This window comes from Spirosoma luteum DSM 19990 (assembly GCF_000374065.1).
GTDB classification, from domain to species: Bacteria; Bacteroidota; Bacteroidia; order Cytophagales; family Spirosomataceae; genus Spirosoma; species Spirosoma luteum.
Window position 1 is genome coordinate 167,017 of the sequence record NZ_KB893311.1, and the last position, 19,249, is coordinate 186,265.

Below are 19,249 nucleotides of genomic sequence, written 5' to 3' on the forward strand. Positions count from 1 at the left end.
ACAATACACAGGACTACACCTATTCGCGTTTAAGCCGCTTGCGCGGGAGATAAAGGGGAAAGGGGTGGGTTAATTCATTGTATTACAGTTGGTTATGTTTGAAAGTAGCCTATTTTGGACGTATCTTTAGACTATAATTAACCGGCAAAAAGGCATGTGGCAGGCCGATACAGTACTCCAGGTTTTAAAAGGAAAAACGCATTCCCGTTTCTTTCTGGCAACGGACGACTATAGCGGCTGGCAACTGCCTAATAGGGTTAGAAACAGTCAGGTTGAGGACGAAATCAAGAAAATTCAGGCTGAATATGGATATGGCTACATCATCCATAAAACCTTACCTTCCAAGCCGAAATCACGACGACAAAGATCATGAAGAATCTATCGGACCGCCGAGCGGCTGAATTTAAACGGGCCATCGGGCAAGCCAAACGTCAGGGTATTTTTATCAAGACATCGGTTTTTAGTGATAATCATCCGGGCCGCCGGGCGGTTGCGCTACGGTATGGTGCTTACGCACCCATTCACCGAATTCAAACCAATGCGTTTTCACTGATGCGGGAGTCTGAAAGCTGGGTTCAATTTGGCAGAGCAGATCAGTGGACGTTTTGCTCTGCACAGGAAGTGCAACGGCTTTTGCCAGGTGGTTACATTAAAATAGAATTTTCCCGACCGGTTGAAATGGGTAATCAATCAGAAACGGGAAAAGGGAAAACGAATGGCTGTTCTGCTTTGTACAAATGTTCCAGTAATGAATAGATTGCTCTAATTCTTTATCTTCACTAACCCTAAATCGTATGAAAAAGATACCTGCTTCTCGTTGGCTATTTTACGGGCTGAGACTCATGTTAGCCGTCATCTTTCCCCCTTTTTATTTTTTACTGCGCAGACGTTGGAAGGTAGCTATTATTCTTACTATTCTAATGATTGCGCTGGCTAATTGGCATCGATACATCATTGTATTTGCGGTTATACTAGCTTTTGTCGGCGAGATCGTTCAAATTATAACCGACTTAAAGTATGGGGTAGGGCAGGAGGAAACTCAACCCACCACCGCCTTGCCCCGTAAACCACTTAAATGACCCTGTGTCTTACTCAAACGACTTTTCACAGCGTGGCGTCACCAGTTGAGTAGAAACTATAGGAACTGGATGGTGTCAAAAATTTTTGACACGTTTAGGCTTTGTTCTACATTTGAGTCAGCGACAATAACTACTGAAAAAATTGTGCTCTTATGACCGGCACGGAAGTTAAACGGCATGAATACTACCGCAACGTTACTTACTATCGCTCTAACGGGCTTATTGCTGATGTATCTGATTCAAAGCCGAGGTCACTACTCTCGATTTACACGGACCCTGATGGATGTACTCGCAGCGATTACGCTGAGCAGTGGTCTAGTGGTCTTGTTACGTCTGCTGTTCGGAGACTAATTATTTATTAGGTTTATCTCAATCCTATAATCATCACCTTCTTGATGTCCTGTATGCTATGATTTCAACTCAGAATGGCGAAGCTTTTGGCTCGACCGAACAAGGTGTATGGTATGAACGTATTTGTTTGCTGGACGGTAAAACCTACCGGCATGAATTGCCCCTTACGCTGGAATCCTTTCAGCAAAGTTATGAACGTATGCGTAGTGGAGTTGTCATTCAGGATGCTTTTCCAACACTGGCACCACAGGATCGGGAATTTATTCTGTCCGGTATTACACCTCAGCGGTGGGATAAAATATTTCCACCATTACCGGCCCTGGACGAAACCGTAATTAGCCAGATCCTGCAAGAGCTGAAGCCGGTAATCGTGGATTTATTTGGCAATGACTCCAGCAAGCCGTTTAATCTGGAAGGGTTGACCATCGAAGCCTTACATGATTACCCGAGAATTGATGATTCACTACGAAGCCAGGCACTGGGTTGGGTAAGAGCCTGGGTTGAAAGAGAAGGATTTCTTAATCCGTCAATGAATTCTGCTTCATAAGCAGGAAACTGCTTTCTACGTTAGCTGGCAATCCTGACGTCAGGATTGTCAGCCATTCGAGTTGATGACCCGCACCGGCTGACTTATATGGATGCGTTTTGGCTACTACACTACACGATTACAACACTTATTTTATTCTGGGAAAAAGGGGAAAGGCGTTTAGTTAACTTCCTGTATTTCAGATAGTTGACTTTAAAAAGGGGGCCGTTTTGCGTATCTTTATATAGTTGATACGAGGGCGGCACCGACCTGTAATTTCGGGTAATACAATGAGCAAGACGACCAAATTTCCCCAGCAACCGAAAACAGACATTTATCAGGTAATCACGAATCAGATTATTGCCGAACTTGAAAAAGGCAAACTACCATGGCGGAAGCGGTGGGGGGTACTGCCAAACGGGAAAGCCGAAGTAGCCCGTAACTACCTGACCAAACAACCATATACTGGTATCAACAGCGTGCTTCTAGGTTGCCGCTCGGTGGAACGTCCTTACTTTCTAACCTTCAAGCAGGCAGCTCAACTAGGGGGTAGCATCCGCAAAGGGGCCAAAGGCATACCTATCGTTTATTGGAATGTAATCGAAAAAGAAAAGGAGACAACGAACCGGAAGGGGGAAACGAAGACCAAAACTGTCGGTATACCGTTGTTAAAGCCTTATTATGTTTTCCACGTATCAGACGTTGAAGGCATCGCCATCGAGCTACCAACGTTGTTGCCAGTTCAGGAACCAGCGAAGGAGCTCGTTATAGACCAGTGTGAAGCCGTTCTTGCCAGTTACAAAAACGGGCCAGTCCTTGTGCATAATAACCCCAAACGGGCCTGTTACAGTCCGTTATATGATCGGGTGAACATGCCAACTCTACCAGCTTTCGACTGCCCCGAAGCCTATTATTGGACCTTATTTCACGAACTCATTCATTCTACGGGTCATCGTGATCGGCTGAACCGCGATGAACTGGTTCATTCGGATCGATTCGGGGGAGAAAAATATGCAAAGGAAGAATTAACGGCTGAAATGGGCGCTTGTTTTCTGGCGCTCAGTAGTGGGATTGACATTACTGATAACCGATTGCTTACAAATGCTGTTTCGTATCTGCAAAGCTGGTTAGGGGCTTTGAAAAATGACAAGACGCTGATCGTACGTGCAGCTGGTCAGGCTCAGAAAGCGGTTAATTTTATAACAGGCCACTCTATTACCGAGCCAGAACCATTAGCGGCATACGCAGCCTAAAACGATTCCAGAATAACAATGATACATAAAGTAGTTTCCAAGCTACTTTATGTATCAACTACACTTAACTCAACCCATGACCAGAACGGTTTATATTCAGGCGTTAGATCAATTTCCCATTGACAAGCCAGGCGTTGACGCACTATTAGGCTTCAAACAGATGGGCGTAGCAACAAAATTTTACGAAACTATTGACCAGGTACCTCTGCATCCGAGTGTGCTGGTAGTCGGGTTTGCCGATGATGTAAGGTATTGGCTTATGGCAATGGGTATACCTATGCCTGGTTCAATAACCTTACCTAAGCAACTTCATTACTATGCAGGAAGAGCAATCCAGCAGACAACACTGGAGCAGGCGTTGATCCAGACGGAATACCCCTATTTTATAAAACCAACGCTGCATAAACTATTTGAAGCCCGTATAATTGAACAGCCTTCCGATTTGATAGACATCGTTAATACCGTCCCGTTAAGCACCGAAGCTTTGACATCCATACCGGTGACGTTTACGTCTGAATACCGGGGGGTTATCATTGAAGGAAAATTTGTGGGTCTAAAGCACTATAAAGGCAATTTATGCCTTTTCCCGAGCTGCGAGATTATTAACCGAGTGATCCGCGATTTTACCGAACAACCATTGGCGTTCAGTATTGATTTTGGTCTGGATTCACTAGGTAGAACCTTACTCGTCGAGTGCAATGATTTCTGGAGCCTGGATAGTTTTGGGCTGGATCCCAAGCTGTACGCTGAAGGATTATTACTTCGGTGGAATGAAATCCTTAAGGGGGCCGCATAGCTCTTAAACAGGCACCAATCTGCCTGACTCGCAAACAACACTACACATCACGTTAACGAGAAAGGGGACGATAGGATTTGTTAACTTCTTAAATAACAGATAGTTATAGTAGGGAAGCGGATAAAAAAACGCTATCTTTAATTAGAATCTAACGCTAAGACGGGATGACAAATCAACTGAACAGTTCAGTGCCAGGCAAAGAAAATACTTGCTGCCAGGCAACTCAGTTTGCCCAGCAGGTTGCCGGCATGACGAATGAACAAATTACTGCTTATTTAAGGGGGAAGCCAGTGAACTACGTAGATAATACCGTACTGGACCACAGTGGAGAGTACTTTGACCCCGTAAAATTTTTCTTTACAGATGGGTCTATACTTTTCATTTTTGATTGGAATGAAGAAACGCCGGTTATGAGGGTTTACGAACAACTCCTGACCAATGCGCAGTTAATCAGCGCATATAGTGATGAAACCGGTGATTTCGACCATTTCAGTGCTCAACTAATCGACTCCCTACATGCTTTAGCCATCAGTGATTTTCCCGGCCAGACGCTACAGGTTGAGGTAAACCTTACGGTCGAAGGCTTACTGCTTCAATTGTCGACCGATACATTGTATATAATTATACGCTTGTTGCCGGAGAAGATCGATTTAATCCCGGTCAGTTAATCGCAGAGGTCAGCGCTGCTTACCAGCTTAAGAAGCTGTCTAATTCACCACCAAACTTGGTCTGATTACGACTGAATTCTTATCTCAATATGCAACGTATATAGATATGCGTTAGTTGAGTTCAAAAGTACCTGAATCGTTCAGACGAAGAGCCGCAGTCCGTAAACTTTATCCTATAATGACCCCTGCATCAAAGATACTTCGCAATACAGGCAACTATAATCCTGCTTGTCGGGGTGAATTGCGTCAGATAGATGAGCATAGGGCTAATCGGGAAGAAATCATTGGTTTAGCCCTATGCAGTTATGGCCATCTAATTCAAATAATGACCACATTTAGATTAGACTATTTGGGTATGCTTATTTACCAGGCGTACGATCAGCAGAATCCCCGTAACTCGTTAGTAGCCAATATCTGTCTATTGAATGGTGATACTTATTGCCCGTTTCAGCGGCTAGCCAATGGTACATTCCAGCAGCTATTAGTTGAAGGGAGTCAATAATAAGCCTCTTATCCATGTCTCCACGACACTAAACACTCCACGATTTCACTAGTAGGAATGCGTATAAACACGGGATGAAGGGGAAAAGGGTGGGCCAATCAGATAGACATAAGGGGCACAAAGGTTGAGGGTTAAATGAATATTTCGTATATTTATAATGTAGATAATCAGTGAGTTAACTATATTTTTTACATGGCAGAGCTAAAAGAATTAAGCGGAGTTTTACACCCAAATACCCGCAAGAACAAGCCCAACAGCCCAGATTTTATAGGTCAGATTCTGATTGACGGACAAAAATATGAACTAGCTGGCTGGAACACGAAGAAAGTCAACCTAGAGGGTAAGTCATTTGTAAACATACGGGCCAACCGTATTATTTCTACGCATCCCGCCCGTGACCCGTTTCAGGAATAAACGTGTTCGTAATGGTAGCCATCGTCTTTTACTTTCAATTGGTAATCTTATGGATTTTTTTCAACGCCTTGCGGCTCTGAATCTTACAGGTGATTTAAAGCTAGTTATCACCGATACGCCAAACGGACAGCGCGTAACCTTACTTTTAGTCAATGACCTATGCGGGGATGAAGCCCGTAAACAGATTGCTCCACTTAATATAACAGGCACCCCTACTGAACTGGATGCTGGATTCTTCAACATTATTGAAAAGCCGATGCAACAGGCATCGGGATTAATGGTCAATTTGGAAGCCTTTCAAAAGAGTCTGGAAAAAACGCAACAGCAATCGGCAAAGGAAAAGCTCGAAGAATCAACTAAGAAAAAAGCAAAAGAGGAGTTGAAAAAAGCCTACGACGCGGCCATGAAGAAAGTAGATGAACTGGAAAAAGAAAAAAGATACCGGGAAGCCTACGCCAAAACGCCTGACCCTGAACAGCACCCCGATCAGGCCGAATCCATTCGTAAAAAACGTGCCGAATTACTGGCAAATTTCTCACAGCCAGGATTGTTCGATGCAATACCTGTCCAGTCAGCCAGTCAGCCCTCTACTGAGGAGAATACGTCAGGCGTAGAAACGTCAACAAACGCAACAATTGAATCTGTGACCGCTTAAATTATTTGCTTATGTTACTTGCAACCCAACTCAAACGTGTCTTTCTGATGGAAGAAAAAGGGCAGACCGTTGAATTATCTGACCCCGACCCCACGCTTAGTCCTCAGGCAGTTTTAAACCATTATTCCAACCTATACGCAATTCTGACAACCGCTAAAATCAGTCCCGCTGACATCAGGGATGATGCGGTTCAGTACAGATTTGAATCAGTCATGGGAACTAAAGGTTAGAAAAATGATGGGTAAATCCGCTCGAAAGATACCGTCCATTAAACTCAATGAACCAAAATGGTTGCTCGCCCGAAATCTAATCGACTACATGAACACGCTCGATCAGATGCCCGACGCAAGACAGGCCATAACGGGGCAACAACGGTGTGCGCCCCTCAGCCTACTGCCGATGGTTTTTTAAATCATTGCTTTGCCCCCGTTTATCCTCTAACCGAAGAGCTTTTCGACCAGCAGGGAGTAGAAACCGATTTTTTTAAATCGGTTTCTTACCTGTCTGACCTCTACAATCTGGGCCTTGACGTGCATCAGTTGGAATGGGGGCATAATTACCCGTTTAATATTCAGCACAGTTATCAACTCGTTGTCGAGAAGCTGAAAGCTATTCGGGAGGACGTAGACGTGTTGATACTATCCAACGAGACAACCAAAGGGACTTTAGCGACCGTCCAGCAGTACGATACCGATTACTATTCGTATTTCGTTCCGGTTAAACCCCTTTGGCAGCTTCAAAAATCGGGTAATAATAAACCATTGACGCACCTGCTTGAATCTATTTACGCGTACCTGATGCACATTAGCGGATTGCCATTTATATCGGACCAGAGTTCTTATGTGTTTTATCAATGCGACATGATGCTGGAAAGTCGTGCTGAGTGGACTGGCCGGGAGGAGCGTAAAGAATACACCGCCTTTGAAAAAATAGTGAAGCAGTCTCGTCGGGGGAGCCGGATAATTCGCAACCGAATCAACCAGACTACCCACTTGAAAAACTTCCACAGGCGTTTTTCTGGGTTCCAGCCTGAGTCAGAAGCCGAAGCTGAATTAAAAGCCGTTGCCAGTACATTTCTCAATTTGTACACCCGGTTTCCAAACCGTTCAATCTGGGATAGTTACCACATTGGTCTGATGACTCCTGACGAGGAATACCGGATTCATCCCGATCAGTTTATTTCGTTCATCTGGGATTTTGACGATGGGATTTACGATGATCTTGTGCAGTCGCTAGATGCTGATTTTAATGGGGGGGGCTATGTTGAATTACCCCAAACAGTACAGATGTTCGACCAGCCACAACCCGTTCAGACGCTAAATCTGGAATTCGAAGAAACCTTCTTTACGACAGTGGGTAATTTGATTTCAGTTCAACATAAACTAAGCTTGGATGCAAAATATAACTGAACAGTTTGAACAGGGCTATTATCCCGTTAAAGCCTTATTGCTGTACCGCTCGAAGTTGGAAACACGTTCGTTTTATTTGGAAGCTTTCGACATCGAGAAGAAAACGGGTAAGCCCATAAATGCCCATCCGTTGGCCGAGAACGAGCTTACTATGTTGTCGAAAGCACTACTTACTAAAGAGAAAAAGCAACAGGATTATCTGATGCCCAAAGAATTATTACCGGCTAATGTACTTAGCTTGAATACGCAGTCCGGTGTTGTATTATGGTACACACCCGCGCAGGAGCAATCTTTGTTTTTTAAAGACTCTCTGACCATTCCATGCGGCAAAGCCCAGGTACCGGCCCTGGTCTGGAAAGCCTCAAAGTGCGGACTACAGCTTTTCGCCTTATCAGACGACCGAAAACCTGACATAAAAACCGCGCTTTATTACGCTCCTTTTTTTAATACCGCTAAATCAGGAAATGTATGTATGGGTACTGTACAGGTAGGAATAACCGAATCAAGTTCGTTAGAGGAATTTATAGGGGCTTGGGAAACGGCTTTTTTTAACAGTTATTTTTCTCACTTGAATGACCAGCATCAACCCGTAAAAGGCAATATTATCCAGCTTTGGCAGTCACTGATGGATTCAGGAAAACCGTTTCCAATAGGGTTATTAACCACAAGTTTATTAACCATCCAGCAGCTATTGTAGTATGGAAACTAAAAAACCACTAATGCATTTTACCGCCGGATATTTAATTAATCCGACCAATCCGGTAACCGTAAATCTGCTGGGCGCGGGCGGGACAGGTTCCCAAATGCTGATGGCACTCGCTAAAATGAATTATGCCCTCAAGCAGTTAGAGCATCCCGGTTTTCAGGTAAATCTTTGGGACGGTGATACGGTGAGTAAAGCAAATTTAGGTCGTCAGCTATTTGCGGAGGTAGAACTAGGTTTTAACAAAGCGGTAGCCTTAGTGAATCGTACTAACCGATTTTTCGGAACGAACTGGAAAGCCGTACCGGAACCCTACTGCATCAACAGTCTGCGAAAAGAATATAATGCACTGGCATCAGCTAACGTATTTATCAGTTGCGTAGACACGGTATCATCGAGAATGGAGTTAGCCAATATTTTACGTCAAATTATTGAAAAACGGGAACACCATCAGGATAGACCCTACTACTGGATGGATTTTGGCAACGGCAGACATACCGGACAAGTAATTCTCTCAACAGTGGGTAAATTGCCACAACCTACCTCAAAAAAGTATCGTACCGTTGAACAGCTACCCTTTGTAACGGATGAGTTTAAAACCTTGCTGGAACAGGCAGATACCTCGGATGATACGCCATCCTGTTCGCTGGCGGAAGCCTTATCCAAACAGGAGTTATTCATTAATCCGACATTAGCCAATATTGGTAGTTCCCTGCTGTGGTCGCTGTTACGAAATGGCATGACTGAACACAGGGGGGTGTTTCTGAACCTGCACGAGTTTCGCACCCAGCCGCTAAAACTGAACTAACGTTTAACGAGCTTTTGGACTGGCTGTTTAGCCAGTCGCTAACTACCTCACAACACTGAACTGGACTACACTAATTCTACCTGGGAATAAGGGGAAAGATGCTTTTGTAATTACTTGTAAATTAGCGGGTTGCCTTGTTTTCTGGTTTCAGAATGCCGATCTTTAAGTTAGTAAAGGAAGGCCAAAAGGCTGAGTGACAACTCCAGAATATTTCCCCATGAAACCCGCTGATGCCTACCGAAGACTGATCGAATCTGGACCTTTCGATGATCCTCTGGTGTCCTGGTGCGCCACGCGCTGGCACTGGGTCGCGCGGGAGGGAAAGCAGGTACTTTGCTGCACACCCTGGCGCTCGGTTAGTAAAGACTACCCTGAATTCATAAAGCCGGTTGTTTAAACCCTGTTCTTACCAACCTCAAAATTCTATGACGATGGATGCGCTCGATCCTTTTACGGAAACTATAATTCAGCGCCTGGCTGAAACACTGGTAGCTGCTAGGGAGGCCAGTCAAACACAGCCCTTAACCGATATGTGTTCGGAAGTCTGGTTTATGTATGACCTAATTGGCAATATAGGGTTTAGCATGATGGGTGCCCATCATGTTCAGTTTGATAATGACCAGTTCAACCTCACCTGGAAAATGGGATCGGGTGCTTCAATGGATACCGTTGAGTTCAGCTATAATCCAGGCAAGGACTTATTCAATCTGCGGTTCAGACGGTACGTTATGGGACAGTCGATTATTATCGAGAAAGAAACCGAATTTCTTGGTATCTACGATGACATGGTTATCCCGCTGATTGATAAACAGACCGGGTCACGCCAGACCGGGTTTTATCTACGTCTGTAAAAAGAAATTTTTGTTTGTATGGGTAGTATTCAACGCCTGTAGTACAGGCGTTGAATCTGAGTAAAAGAATCATTGATGTAAGAATATGTCATCACATTACTGGCTAATAACTTTAGCCAAGTCCTGGATAATTAAAATTTTATATTTTCAAATATTAAAATTTAAATAGTTATATTTGAAAATATAAAACTAACTTTAATTCATATTTCTATGGAAACAAACCCCGTCGCTACGCTACAGGAGGTAGAAACATTAAAACAAAAATGGCTTACTGAGCCGACTTTTGACTTAAGTGAGCTCTCCAGCCAGGAAGTAGGGCAAAAATTTGCCCCGTTTCGGGAGGAATTGCGGACATTTCAGGAAAAGATGGAAGTAGCTTGGGCCCAGGCGGCGGCCGTTAATGTGTATAGTCTAAAGGACGGCCTGAAGGAGGAGTCCTCAAGTCAACTACTGAACACTACCAACCAGCAGGTGCTAGCCGAAAAAGTCCTTCAGCGGTATCTGCACATCGTTCTTTCACCGGTGCCTGAAGACGTTCGTGATGATCTTGGCGAGTTAATCAAAATCTTCGTTGAAACGTCTGTACGGTTTTACTCTAGTTGAACACGGGAAAACTGCCGTTCCGCCTGTGCCTTACCCGCTTAGTAGTGAATGTGAATCAATGTAAAGCTTCAGCCCGCTATGAATGGAAGCTGGATAGCCAGAAGCGCTCCCCATGTATTCATTGTGAACCCTAAGCTCATTTAATTTTCACCCAAATCGACCAAAATTTATGAATCTTCAACCCCATTCAATTAGTCCGGTTACTCAACAACAAACGAGTAGGTCAGATCAACTAAAACCCGTAACGGCTAAACCAAAATTTATCGTGTCTCTAAGTAATCGGGGTAATCCGGATCTGGGCCAGTCACCGACTAAACCGATGCCGTCAAGCCGGTGTTACAAAAAAGCTTGTCGTTCCGTACTGGAGGCCCGCCGGGTCTGTCTGGAATATATCAGAAAGCATCAATTAGGAGGTGGCCACTGGTGCGGAGGCCAGGTAACGAACGCGATGGGACGACCTGTTGCCCACATCTCTTATAATGGACGGTTGTGGCAGCCCCAGTCAAACGATACCTTCCCTAAAAAACCGTACTTTCCCCTGATTACGTATGACCGCAAGCACTGCCGTCTAGTAGTTTGTTATAGTCATATTTATAAGGAAATAACGATTCGGGCCAAGGAATTATCCGGTGAGTTTCGGTTCATGGATCCTTTTGACGACAACCGGGGGTTTGTGCTTGTCTTTATGCCGGCGACGGTGGAGAATCTGATTATTGTGCAAATATATCCCACGCAGTACCAGGGTCGTCAAGGTTGGATTGCCACTACATCTGAGCCACTTGAGGAGTGCTTGGTTGAATTCCAGGCAGCCTAACTAGTGTGCACGTGTCAAAAATTTTTGACACCACCTGTACTTACCCGAGAATTAGCTCATAGCTGCTTTCCCCAATCAATCAGCGGTCATGACAGTTTTTGACCAGGCAACCGAAGCGTTATGCGCTTTCCTGCCCACCTTATTTAAGTTACAGGCAGTTGTTTTACCATCAACAGATGAGGTTTACTGGCGATCCCGGTGGCACGAATGGGTTAATCCGCATAGTGGTGATTCTAAAGAGGAGTACGAACAAAAACGCATCCTTCAGCTACGATGGAATGAAGTATGGTATTATTATCAGTACCTGTTTACCCAGTCCTACAAGAATCCCGATAGAGCAAAACTAAAAACTCATTTAATGACCTGCCAACAAACGGCTGAATGGTTTCTGGAATATATTCAGCAACAAAATCAAGTGATTCAGGAACCGCAAAATGAGAAGTTATGGTACGTACGCTATTCGATGTGGAATGAGACGGTACAGTACGGCGGTTTGGCAACGCTCAGCCCTTGGCCAGCCAGTTGGCCACTTATTCAGGAAGGATTACAACAACGGTTTGCTGCTCCATTGCCGCCAGTAACGCCTGTTGACAGATACGTTGATACAAGGCAGATGAGTTTGTTTGATGAGCAGACCCATAGGAACCTAAGGGGCCTAAACAAGGCCTAAAGTCTACCATATTTATACAGATTAACAATAAGCCGGCTTGATTAAAAAGCAGGGTGGTTTTTCTGTGACCTATACTGAGTGTAACCTGTGCTTTTTTACTACACTATTTTATTTCGGAATTTAAAAAATAGTTAAAACATCACTTTTCAATCACTGGGACTAAGGGGAAGGAGAGCTAATGTAGCGTATGCGATTATCAGTTAATCGCTTGTTCATCAGTGCAATAACTTGTATCTTTAATCTAGTAAAGCAGTAATTATTAATCATTAAATAGGTAAAGTTATGTATAATCTAAATCGCTATTCATTTACGGGCTACATCGGTAATGCTAAATCCGTAGAGTCCGAAAATCCATTCACGTCTGTTTCAGTGGCAGTAGATGAGTCGTATACCAATCCTACAAATCAGGAAAAGGTAGAGCGTGTCAAATGGGTAGAGGTGCAGCTAAAGGGCACGGATCAACTACCATATCTAACCAAAGGCCGCCATGTACTTGTCGAGGGCCGACCAGTGGCTGATGCTTACCTGGATGGTGAAGGGAAAGCAACGGCAAAACTCATTGTTAAAAGCGCAGCGGTTACGTATCTCGACAAGAAGCCGGAGCTTCAGGAAGTGTAGTTGTTAGAGTCTGGTCGGGATGAACCCAACGGCTTATCCTGACCAAACCTGGAGTTTTACCAGTACAATACGTAATCAATCCATACGCATGAAAAGGCTCATCGAACGTAATCTGAAATTCAGTAACCGGTACGCAGTCACGTCAATTTCTATTACAGGTATTAATTCGGACTGGTACTGCTGCGATAACTGTAATCGACAGATAGCCAACAAAGCGACAGTTCGGACTACTGCGGGAGATCAGTATGTGATTGGTCTGGATTGTTTAAAGACGCTGGCCCAGGCAGGTGTACTGGATAAGAGCAACTACCTGCAAAGCCAGGATGATATTGCCAGTGCACAGCTGGTAGCCAGCCTGGTTGGTTTTGCCAATGATGGAGGGACTGTTGAAAAAGACCTCATGTACGTAACCGTTACTAAAGGTCACAAAACCAAACAATGTTTTTCCCATCTGGTCCGTCAGTATGCACCCGTGTTTTTTGAGCGAATCACCCAGAATTAACGCTTGTCTTAATTGGTTTACATTATACTTAATCAGACCTGTTTACGATTAAAGCGTTAAATGCTTAATTGTCACAGCAAATTGGGTTAATCGCTTTCCGAAACTAAGTTCGTTGGAGAATGACCACGAAAGGGGCTTTTTCGTTTGAAAAAGAATGATCTATTTTCTTATATTTGAATATTATTTTAAGTTTGAGAAACCAATGCAGATTCACTTATGTTCATTGAATAAGCAAGTAAGACCCTATTAATATGTTAACCGATCGCTCTGTATCGCAAGCGGCTAAGGTGAGCTGCAACGATTTTGTTTTTCCCCTAAACGCCCAGTTGGGTGACTATTCGTTCTATTCTCAAGCTACTGTAGGCAGGAATCCTACTGGATGTCCTAGTCAAGACAAATAGCTCTAACAGAAATAACGAACTCACCCAGCCCCAACCGGCTGGTTTTTTTATGCCCTTTTTTGAAGCTTTATTAGCGCCTCAGGGGGAAGGAATTCAAAAAAAGGAGTAGGGTAAGGGGAAGCAAATGGAGGGCTTAAATGCGTTGCATGAGCGTTAAAGCTTGACAGTTGATGTAGGCTTGTGTATCTTTCGATTAAGTTCAATAGTATTCTATCTCGTACCGTTATGTTTATCTTTGGATTATTTGCCGTCGGTGGATTTTTAGCTGTAACAGGCTTTATCAGCTTGGTTGTAAATGCTATCAAACCGGATGTACCTCGTAAGTCGCGTCGTTAGTCAGGGTTAACGCCTTATATTTGGCTGGCGCTCGCTGCTCAGGCGTTGGTGTACACGAACGTGACTGGAAGGTGTTGACAGCTAATTCCCATTTATTGACCCAGGCCCTCGTGCTCGGGTCAATTTGTTTTACCCATACGGTTTCAATGAATCGATTGTCTACGAATTATTACCTGGAGGTTGCTCAGTCATTTCTTCAATTAGAGGAAGATATAAGGTCGCTGCTGGTTAACTCATCCTACTACGAATTTGAAGCCTACAAATGGGCATCGATGGCCGCTTACCAGAATAAACGAAATGGACACACACGGTTTACGATGGAAGAAGTAGCTGCCATTGTGAAAGCAACTCCAGCGCTGGAAGACCGCTTACCAGTTGTTATTAATTATGATAAACTTCGGCGCCGGCTAGCTGATGATATACTGGCAACTCAAATTCAACTCAAGCTTCTGTTCGATAAAACTCCCAAACAGCCAGCAATTGTTACAACCTGGAAGGGTCCCGCCGTAATCTCTTATAATCAATTTATTCTCCGGGTACTTGATTATGCCCTTTGGACTCCCGGTGAAATAAGCGCCGTTGTCACTCGGTTAGAAGAATATGGCCAGGCCCTGATCAGACTGGCCAACCCCGCCGACCACTTTATTGCTGAACCTGATCCCTCGGTTCAGGAAAGTAATCGCGCCCGGTATGGAAAGGGAAAAAACAAAAAAAAGTCAACGGCCGCACGCTGACTTTATAATTCATTTCGCGCTGATTCGAACCTACAAGCGCAGATAATGGATCCAGGTTTAAAAATTGTCAACCTCCATTTGTAAAATATCTGCCGTTGGAAAACCAAATGATTCAATAAGTACGTTTTCTCCGACTGTTTTTCCAACCTGGTTCGAGAGCAGTATTTCTAAAATTTCCTGCAGCTGCTTGAGCGCTGGCCTTAAAAAGGTTTGTGCTATACCCGATGTATAAAAATGGGTGGTTGTAAGCAAACCAGTGTACCAGTTTTCAGCTTCATATCTGGCAGTAAACAATTGTTGGTACAGGAGTAAAGCCTGGTTTGTCATTCGCGCAAATTTATCGTTACTTCCTTCCCATACCTGATGATTGATTTCCCATAATTCTTCATCTAATTGCCTATCTTCCCGAATCAGTGCCGTAAGGGGAAGCGCAGTTAACAAGGCAAATCGCTCTGGTTGTAAGGTGATGGCCTTTGGGCAGGTAAGAATACACCTACTATAATATGTAAGTCCGCCTTGGGAAACGAAGGTCAACGCGTTGGGTTGTGAATCGTTGATTAAGGCACTATAAAGACTTTGAAAACGCTGATACTTAAGCTGAATCAATTCATCATTAATAAGCACTTTGATGCGGTAAGATTTACTTAAAAATTCGCCTGACTCGTTAATGTGCTTCATCGAGAGGCCGTACAATTGACTCAGTCGTGCTTCGCAAGAAGCTAACCCTTCAAGGCGACTTTGCTCTTTATAATAGGTCGATAGATTGAACAAAAATGTCCATGGGGAAAGAGGCTTGTTGGCTTTAGTTAACACCTGATTTGTTAAATCAATTTCGTCTTGCACGCTTTGTGCTTCATACCCGAAGCCTCTGGCTTTAATCAATAGGTCATTCAGGAACAACTGCTCAATTTCCGTATTCAAACGGTCGAGATCACGCTGCAGATCAAAAGCGTAAAACAGTAACTTATCAAATCGATACAGGCGATTTTCGGGCATGGCGCTATGGGTTGTATATGAAAAGGAAGACAATCAACCAGGTCAAACTTATACGATCAGATGGTTACTGGGCGTTGGTCGTCACGGTTAAATTGAGCGTTTGGCTCACATTATTCTGATCCGTAATGATCAACTCAAAGTTGTTGGAGCCGGCCACCGACGAGGTAAAGCGCAAGGTGGGTGTTAGCGTTTTTAGCGCGGTTGCTTTATTTTCGACGACATTGGTATAATCAATATACAGGGTACCGGGCGTATCCGTTTGATTACGCCAACGTAGCGAATACTGGCTTAAGCTCGTCAGTCGCTCGGGCTTAATGGTGATGCCAAACGTCGCGGGTGCACCAACTTTAACGGCCGTTGGCAACGGTTCATTAGTGATGGTAAAGGGAAACTGAGTCTGAATAGTAAGAGAATCCGTATTACAGCTCAGCATGAGTAGACTTACTAGCAGGGACAATAAGAGTGGTCGCATTGGCGTAAGGGCTTAATGTTTGAAAAAACTGAATCGTACTCCGATCGTACCATACGTACGAAAGCTGCCAACTTCTGAATAAGGTAACCACCGCTCCGAAACGGCTAGAAACAACGCGGTTCGTTCCAGAAAGTATAGTTCTCCCTCCAGACCCGTCTGCAGCCCCATCGTGCCCGTCGACCTATTCAGTATTGTACCTTGGGCCAATTCCAGGTTATTACGATTGACCATCTCAACGCCTACATTAGCCCCAATCAAAGGCATGATGTAGTAGTTTCGGCGCAGGTCATGAAACGTGATAGGAGCCCAGTCGAAGGAAAGCAGATGCCGCTCTGTCATCAGCCGGTCATCAAAAAACTGGTAAAATTTCCGGTCATACTGATAGGCAACCTTCCAATACGTTTCGGTTTTGGTGTAACGAACCAGGTCGATACCGCCAGCATAACCCTGGCCATCGCCGTTGTGGGGTTTTGCCGGAAATTTATCAACGATGCCTACGTAAGGCGTGAGGGCCAGCTGTCCTTTGATATGACGCTGAGGAAAGGCCTGGTGAAAGGAAATCACCAGCAGGAAACTGAATAGAATGAGTCGCAGGTTCATAATTATAGCTTATCAGCGTTCATGATGTCTTCGTTATTGATGACAAACGAGAGGGTACGTCCCCCGTTTATCTCCCCAGCCATGACCAAAATCCGTTTTTCGTCGGGAATAGTAAATTTTTGAAAAGCAAATACGCGCTCGACGGCCATATGCCCCTTAATTGTCTTGATTGCATCGTTGTAGACGTAGAAAGGCAAAACTTCTACTTCCTGAAGCGATGAGCGTTTAGCAACCGTCTTGTCGACGACAAAAAATCGGATGTAGTCTACGTCATAATTGATGTTAGACTTATTTTGAATGTTCATTTTATAATAAATGACATTGTCCTTGACGTACACACCCCTCAAGGTTGCTTCCATGCGGTTGGCCTCCATGCCCAGATGCCGGATATCACGGCTCTTTTTAAGAATCGTCGTGCAGTTATAGACCACCTCAGACTGCGTAGCGTTGACACCCGAAAATTGAATGATACCGCCTTTGGGATCCGATCCGTTGATCAATACGTTACTGGCCGATTTACTGATGGTTTCACCCGTCAGCGTGTTAGCCGCCAGGTTTAGCGCCAGCACCGTGGGTTGCTCGTTGTAGTTGGCCACGAATGACCAGAATTTTCCATCCGTCGTGATAACTGAGAAGTTGGTTTCATTAAAACCGTTGCGGGTAGCCTTGACCTTCAAAACATTCTCAACCTCACTTGCTTTGTCAGCGATAATATCCCGACTGCCTAAATCGACAGAACGAATCGTGGTAGGGAAAATGACCGATACCGTCTTGTTGAAGGGCAGCTCCACGTAATACGAGCGTACAACATTATTTTCCTGAATGGGTATCGCTGGGGCAGACGGAGTAATGATGGTCGAAATAGGGGAGGGTACTGACGGCATTTCCCCGACTGCCTTGGCTGGCACTGATTGGCTCGTATCAGCTACCGTTTTATGGAAAACTGTTTGGGCAAACACCGGCGCGGTGTTCAAACCTGCGAAAAGGAATACATTAATGATGAAAATCTTCATAGTCCGAAATAAATTTTAGTTTTTTTATTGAAATTTTATTTTGATCAGATCAAAAAAATCACTGGTTAGATGAATAATCGTATCGACCGCCGGGAGTATTGATAGACGCTGGATAGCCATTTGGCGGGCGATTCACCGGATAATTTTGGGGAGCCTGCTGATAATTTGAATTGGTAGTGGTCGGAGTTTCCGTCTGACGCAGATAAATAATGTGGTTGTTTTTCAGATGAGCCCGCTGAAGCGTTGTCTTTTTGGTTGCAATGGCTCGAACGCCCTGAATGCCGGCCTGAGCTGCGGATGCACCGGCCATTGCTGCTACATTACCAGTTGTTGCGCCATAGGTGTTCATGTTGATGTTGCCTACGCTCTGACCCAGGGCTTGACGGGCTTCGGGCAACCCTTGAATTTCGGGTACATACACGCCGGCGATCCCGTCGATGTCGAGGGCCGTCATGTTAACGGGAAAGATATGATCTTCATAAACCACATCCGTAATTTTTATCTGGACTCGCTGCGTAGAGAAACTGCCTATTCCAAACAGAAGTGTATTTTCGGGAATAACAACTCCCCGTACTTTAATGGACTGTAGCAGCCGTAATTTGATTCGGCTACCGCTCATTATATCCTGATTTCCGTACACCATTGCCCGAATGGTACCGACTTCAGCTTCCAGTAGGCGGCGTTCGTTTTTTTTCTGATCTTCAGAATATAGTCCATAAAAGGTATTGCCCCCCTCTGAGCGGTCGTTCAGTGAACTGATTACTTCTGACTGATCAACTTTGTAAACAGTTCTTTTTTCTTCCTCCGCAGTTTTTTGATTCGCTTTATCCCGGTTGTATTGCTCCAGTAAGCCCGTTAACCGCTCCTGCTTGCGAAGCGCCTCTTTGTACTCCGCCTTTTTACGCTCCTCCTCACCAGCTGAGACCGTACTCCGACGTTCGGATGGTTCGTCAGCGAGCATTACATCCTTTTCCGAAAGAGGAGGTCTATTAACAGACAACCGAGATCCACCTGGTCGGAGTGACTGCGGCAATGACGGATTCCCCCGACCATAGCCGGCCGATACTTCGTTGGGACTAGTCGCCGGGTTGTACGTGGAATCAATACGCCGTAGGGCTTTTGGATCATGAACAGGTCGATATTTCTGCCCATACATATACCCATCTAATTCACCTGGTACGGTTGGGTTCATGGCCTTACCCGCAGCAGCAATGGCGGTTTCCGAGCTTGGATTGCGGTCCAAGGCTTGCTGCTGTAGATCCAGCCGATTATTAGCATGGGAGGTATCGGTTCGAGCCAGAGGGACGGTACTATTTATAGCTGAAACGGGCTGGTTAGTAACGGCCGACGAGGTATCATCTTTCAGTACGTACCACAGAAACAGACTGGTAACAATCAAAAGCACCGGAAGGCTCATCAGGAATTTCTTGTCCTGGAACAAATCCTTGATTGATTTTTTTTCTTGCGTATCCATA

25 protein-coding genes are annotated in these 19,249 nt (G+C 44.6%); 20 read left to right on the forward strand and 5 right to left on the reverse strand.

The window, feature by feature from the left end:
• The first annotated feature begins 154 nt into the window (after positions 1 to 154).
• The 20 genes from B156_RS0126700 to B156_RS0126800 all read left to right on the forward strand — a co-directional run bounded on the left by B156_RS0126700 (position 155) and on the right by B156_RS0126800 (position 14,693).
• Positions 155 to 373 (forward strand): hypothetical protein, encoded by a 219-nt coding sequence (locus tag B156_RS0126700; RefSeq protein WP_018622870.1) that lies wholly within the window; start codon positions 155 to 157, stop codon positions 371 to 373.
• A complete protein-coding gene (locus B156_RS0126705) occupies positions 370 to 756 on the forward strand; it encodes a hypothetical protein (RefSeq protein ID WP_018622871.1) in 387 nt (128 codons plus the stop codon). The genes B156_RS0126700 and B156_RS0126705 overlap by 4 nt, the downstream gene beginning before the upstream one ends.
• A gap of 38 nt (positions 757 to 794) precedes the next feature.
• Complete coding sequence (locus B156_RS0126710) at positions 795 to 1,079, forward strand: hypothetical protein (protein ID WP_018622872.1); 285 nt, start codon at positions 795 to 797, stop codon at positions 1,077 to 1,079.
• A 409-nt stretch (positions 1,080 to 1,488) separates the two neighbouring features.
• Positions 1,489 to 1,977 (forward strand): hypothetical protein, encoded by a 489-nt coding sequence (locus B156_RS0126715; protein WP_018622873.1) that lies wholly within the window; start codon positions 1,489 to 1,491, stop codon positions 1,975 to 1,977.
• A gap of 269 nt (positions 1,978 to 2,246) precedes the next feature.
• Positions 2,247 to 3,209: an ArdC family protein gene (locus B156_RS0126720; RefSeq protein ID WP_018622874.1), complete on the forward strand. Its 963-nt coding sequence runs from the start codon at positions 2,247 to 2,249 to the stop codon at positions 3,207 to 3,209.
• 76 nt (positions 3,210 to 3,285) lie between these two features.
• On the forward strand, positions 3,286 to 4,005 hold the full coding sequence (locus B156_RS30640) for an ATP-grasp domain-containing protein (protein ID WP_018622875.1): 720 nt from the start codon (positions 3,286 to 3,288) through the stop codon (positions 4,003 to 4,005).
• A 164-nt stretch (positions 4,006 to 4,169) separates the two neighbouring features.
• Positions 4,170 to 4,673 (forward strand): hypothetical protein, encoded by a 504-nt coding sequence (locus B156_RS0126730; protein WP_018622876.1) that lies wholly within the window; start codon positions 4,170 to 4,172, stop codon positions 4,671 to 4,673.
• Positions 4,674 to 4,998: 325 nt separating this feature from the next.
• Positions 4,999 to 5,175, forward strand: coding sequence for a hypothetical protein (locus B156_RS31665; protein WP_157627200.1), 177 nt, complete (start codon positions 4,999 to 5,001; stop codon positions 5,173 to 5,175).
• A 192-nt stretch (positions 5,176 to 5,367) separates the two neighbouring features.
• Positions 5,368 to 5,589 (forward strand): hypothetical protein, encoded by a 222-nt coding sequence (locus B156_RS30085; RefSeq protein ID WP_018622878.1) that lies wholly within the window; start codon positions 5,368 to 5,370, stop codon positions 5,587 to 5,589.
• Positions 5,570 to 6,244, forward strand: coding sequence for a PRTRC system protein E (locus B156_RS0126745; protein ID WP_157627201.1), 675 nt, complete (start codon positions 5,570 to 5,572; stop codon positions 6,242 to 6,244). The genes B156_RS30085 and B156_RS0126745 overlap by 20 nt, the downstream gene beginning before the upstream one ends.
• Before the next feature lie 11 nt (positions 6,245 to 6,255).
• The gene (locus B156_RS0126750) at positions 6,256 to 6,474 is read left to right on the forward strand and encodes a PRTRC system protein C (protein WP_018622880.1); all 219 of its coding nucleotides are present in this window, start codon (positions 6,256 to 6,258) and stop codon (positions 6,472 to 6,474) included.
• Positions 6,475 to 6,531: 57 nt separating this feature from the next.
• A complete protein-coding gene (locus tag B156_RS0126755; protein WP_157627202.1) occupies positions 6,532 to 7,653 on the forward strand; it encodes a hypothetical protein in 1,122 nt (373 codons plus the stop codon).
• Positions 7,637 to 8,350 carry a PRTRC system protein B gene (locus B156_RS0126760; RefSeq protein WP_018622882.1) on the forward strand — a complete coding sequence of 238 codons (714 nt, stop codon included), beginning with the start codon at positions 7,637 to 7,639 and terminating at the stop codon, positions 8,348 to 8,350. Before B156_RS0126755 ends, B156_RS0126760 begins: the two co-directional genes overlap by 17 nt.
• 1 nt (position 8,351) lies before the next feature.
• Positions 8,352 to 9,164, forward strand: coding sequence for a PRTRC system ThiF family protein (locus B156_RS0126765; protein ID WP_018622883.1), 813 nt, complete (start codon positions 8,352 to 8,354; stop codon positions 9,162 to 9,164).
• 425 nt (positions 9,165 to 9,589) lie between these two features.
• Positions 9,590 to 10,015: a hypothetical protein gene (locus tag B156_RS0126770; protein ID WP_026261091.1), complete on the forward strand. Its 426-nt coding sequence runs from the start codon at positions 9,590 to 9,592 to the stop codon at positions 10,013 to 10,015.
• A 210-nt stretch (positions 10,016 to 10,225) separates the two neighbouring features.
• Positions 10,226 to 10,618: a hypothetical protein gene (locus tag B156_RS0126775; RefSeq protein ID WP_018622885.1), complete on the forward strand. Its 393-nt coding sequence runs from the start codon at positions 10,226 to 10,228 to the stop codon at positions 10,616 to 10,618.
• 902 nt (positions 10,619 to 11,520) lie between these two features.
• Positions 11,521 to 12,102: a hypothetical protein gene (locus B156_RS0126785; RefSeq protein WP_018622887.1), complete on the forward strand. Its 582-nt coding sequence runs from the start codon at positions 11,521 to 11,523 to the stop codon at positions 12,100 to 12,102.
• A gap of 282 nt (positions 12,103 to 12,384) precedes the next feature.
• Positions 12,385 to 12,720: a single-stranded DNA-binding protein gene (locus tag B156_RS0126790; protein WP_018622888.1), complete on the forward strand. Its 336-nt coding sequence runs from the start codon at positions 12,385 to 12,387 to the stop codon at positions 12,718 to 12,720.
• A gap of 88 nt (positions 12,721 to 12,808) precedes the next feature.
• Positions 12,809 to 13,222, forward strand: coding sequence for a hypothetical protein (locus B156_RS0126795; RefSeq protein ID WP_018622889.1), 414 nt, complete (start codon positions 12,809 to 12,811; stop codon positions 13,220 to 13,222).
• Between the two features lie 883 nt (positions 13,223 to 14,105).
• Positions 14,106 to 14,693, forward strand: coding sequence for a hypothetical protein (locus B156_RS0126800; protein ID WP_018622890.1), 588 nt, complete (start codon positions 14,106 to 14,108; stop codon positions 14,691 to 14,693).
• Between the two features lie 57 nt (positions 14,694 to 14,750).
• On the opposite strand, the gene B156_RS0126805 is transcribed toward B156_RS0126800, so the two are convergent.
• The 5 genes from B156_RS0126805 to traM form a co-directional block, all read right to left on the reverse strand.
• A complete protein-coding gene (locus B156_RS0126805) occupies positions 14,751 to 15,689 on the reverse strand; it encodes a hypothetical protein (RefSeq protein ID WP_018622891.1) in 939 nt (312 codons plus the stop codon).
• Between the two features lie 64 nt (positions 15,690 to 15,753).
• The gene (locus B156_RS0126810) at positions 15,754 to 16,161 is read right to left on the reverse strand and encodes a TraQ conjugal transfer family protein (protein WP_084757914.1); all 408 of its coding nucleotides are present in this window, start codon (positions 16,159 to 16,161) and stop codon (positions 15,754 to 15,756) included.
• Positions 16,162 to 16,173: 12 nt separating this feature from the next.
• Entirely contained in the window at positions 16,174 to 16,761 is a 588-nt protein-coding gene (locus B156_RS0126815) for a conjugal transfer protein TraO (RefSeq protein WP_018622893.1), read from the reverse strand.
• 2 nt (positions 16,762 to 16,763) lie between these two features.
• The gene (traN, locus tag B156_RS0126820) at positions 16,764 to 17,774 is read right to left on the reverse strand and encodes a conjugative transposon protein TraN (protein WP_018622894.1); all 1,011 of its coding nucleotides are present in this window, start codon (positions 17,772 to 17,774) and stop codon (positions 16,764 to 16,766) included.
• Between the two features lie 58 nt (positions 17,775 to 17,832).
• Positions 17,833 to 19,248, reverse strand: coding sequence for a conjugative transposon protein TraM (gene traM, locus B156_RS0126825; protein ID WP_018622895.1), 1,416 nt, complete (start codon positions 19,246 to 19,248; stop codon positions 17,833 to 17,835).
• Position 19,249: the final 1 nt, after the last annotated feature.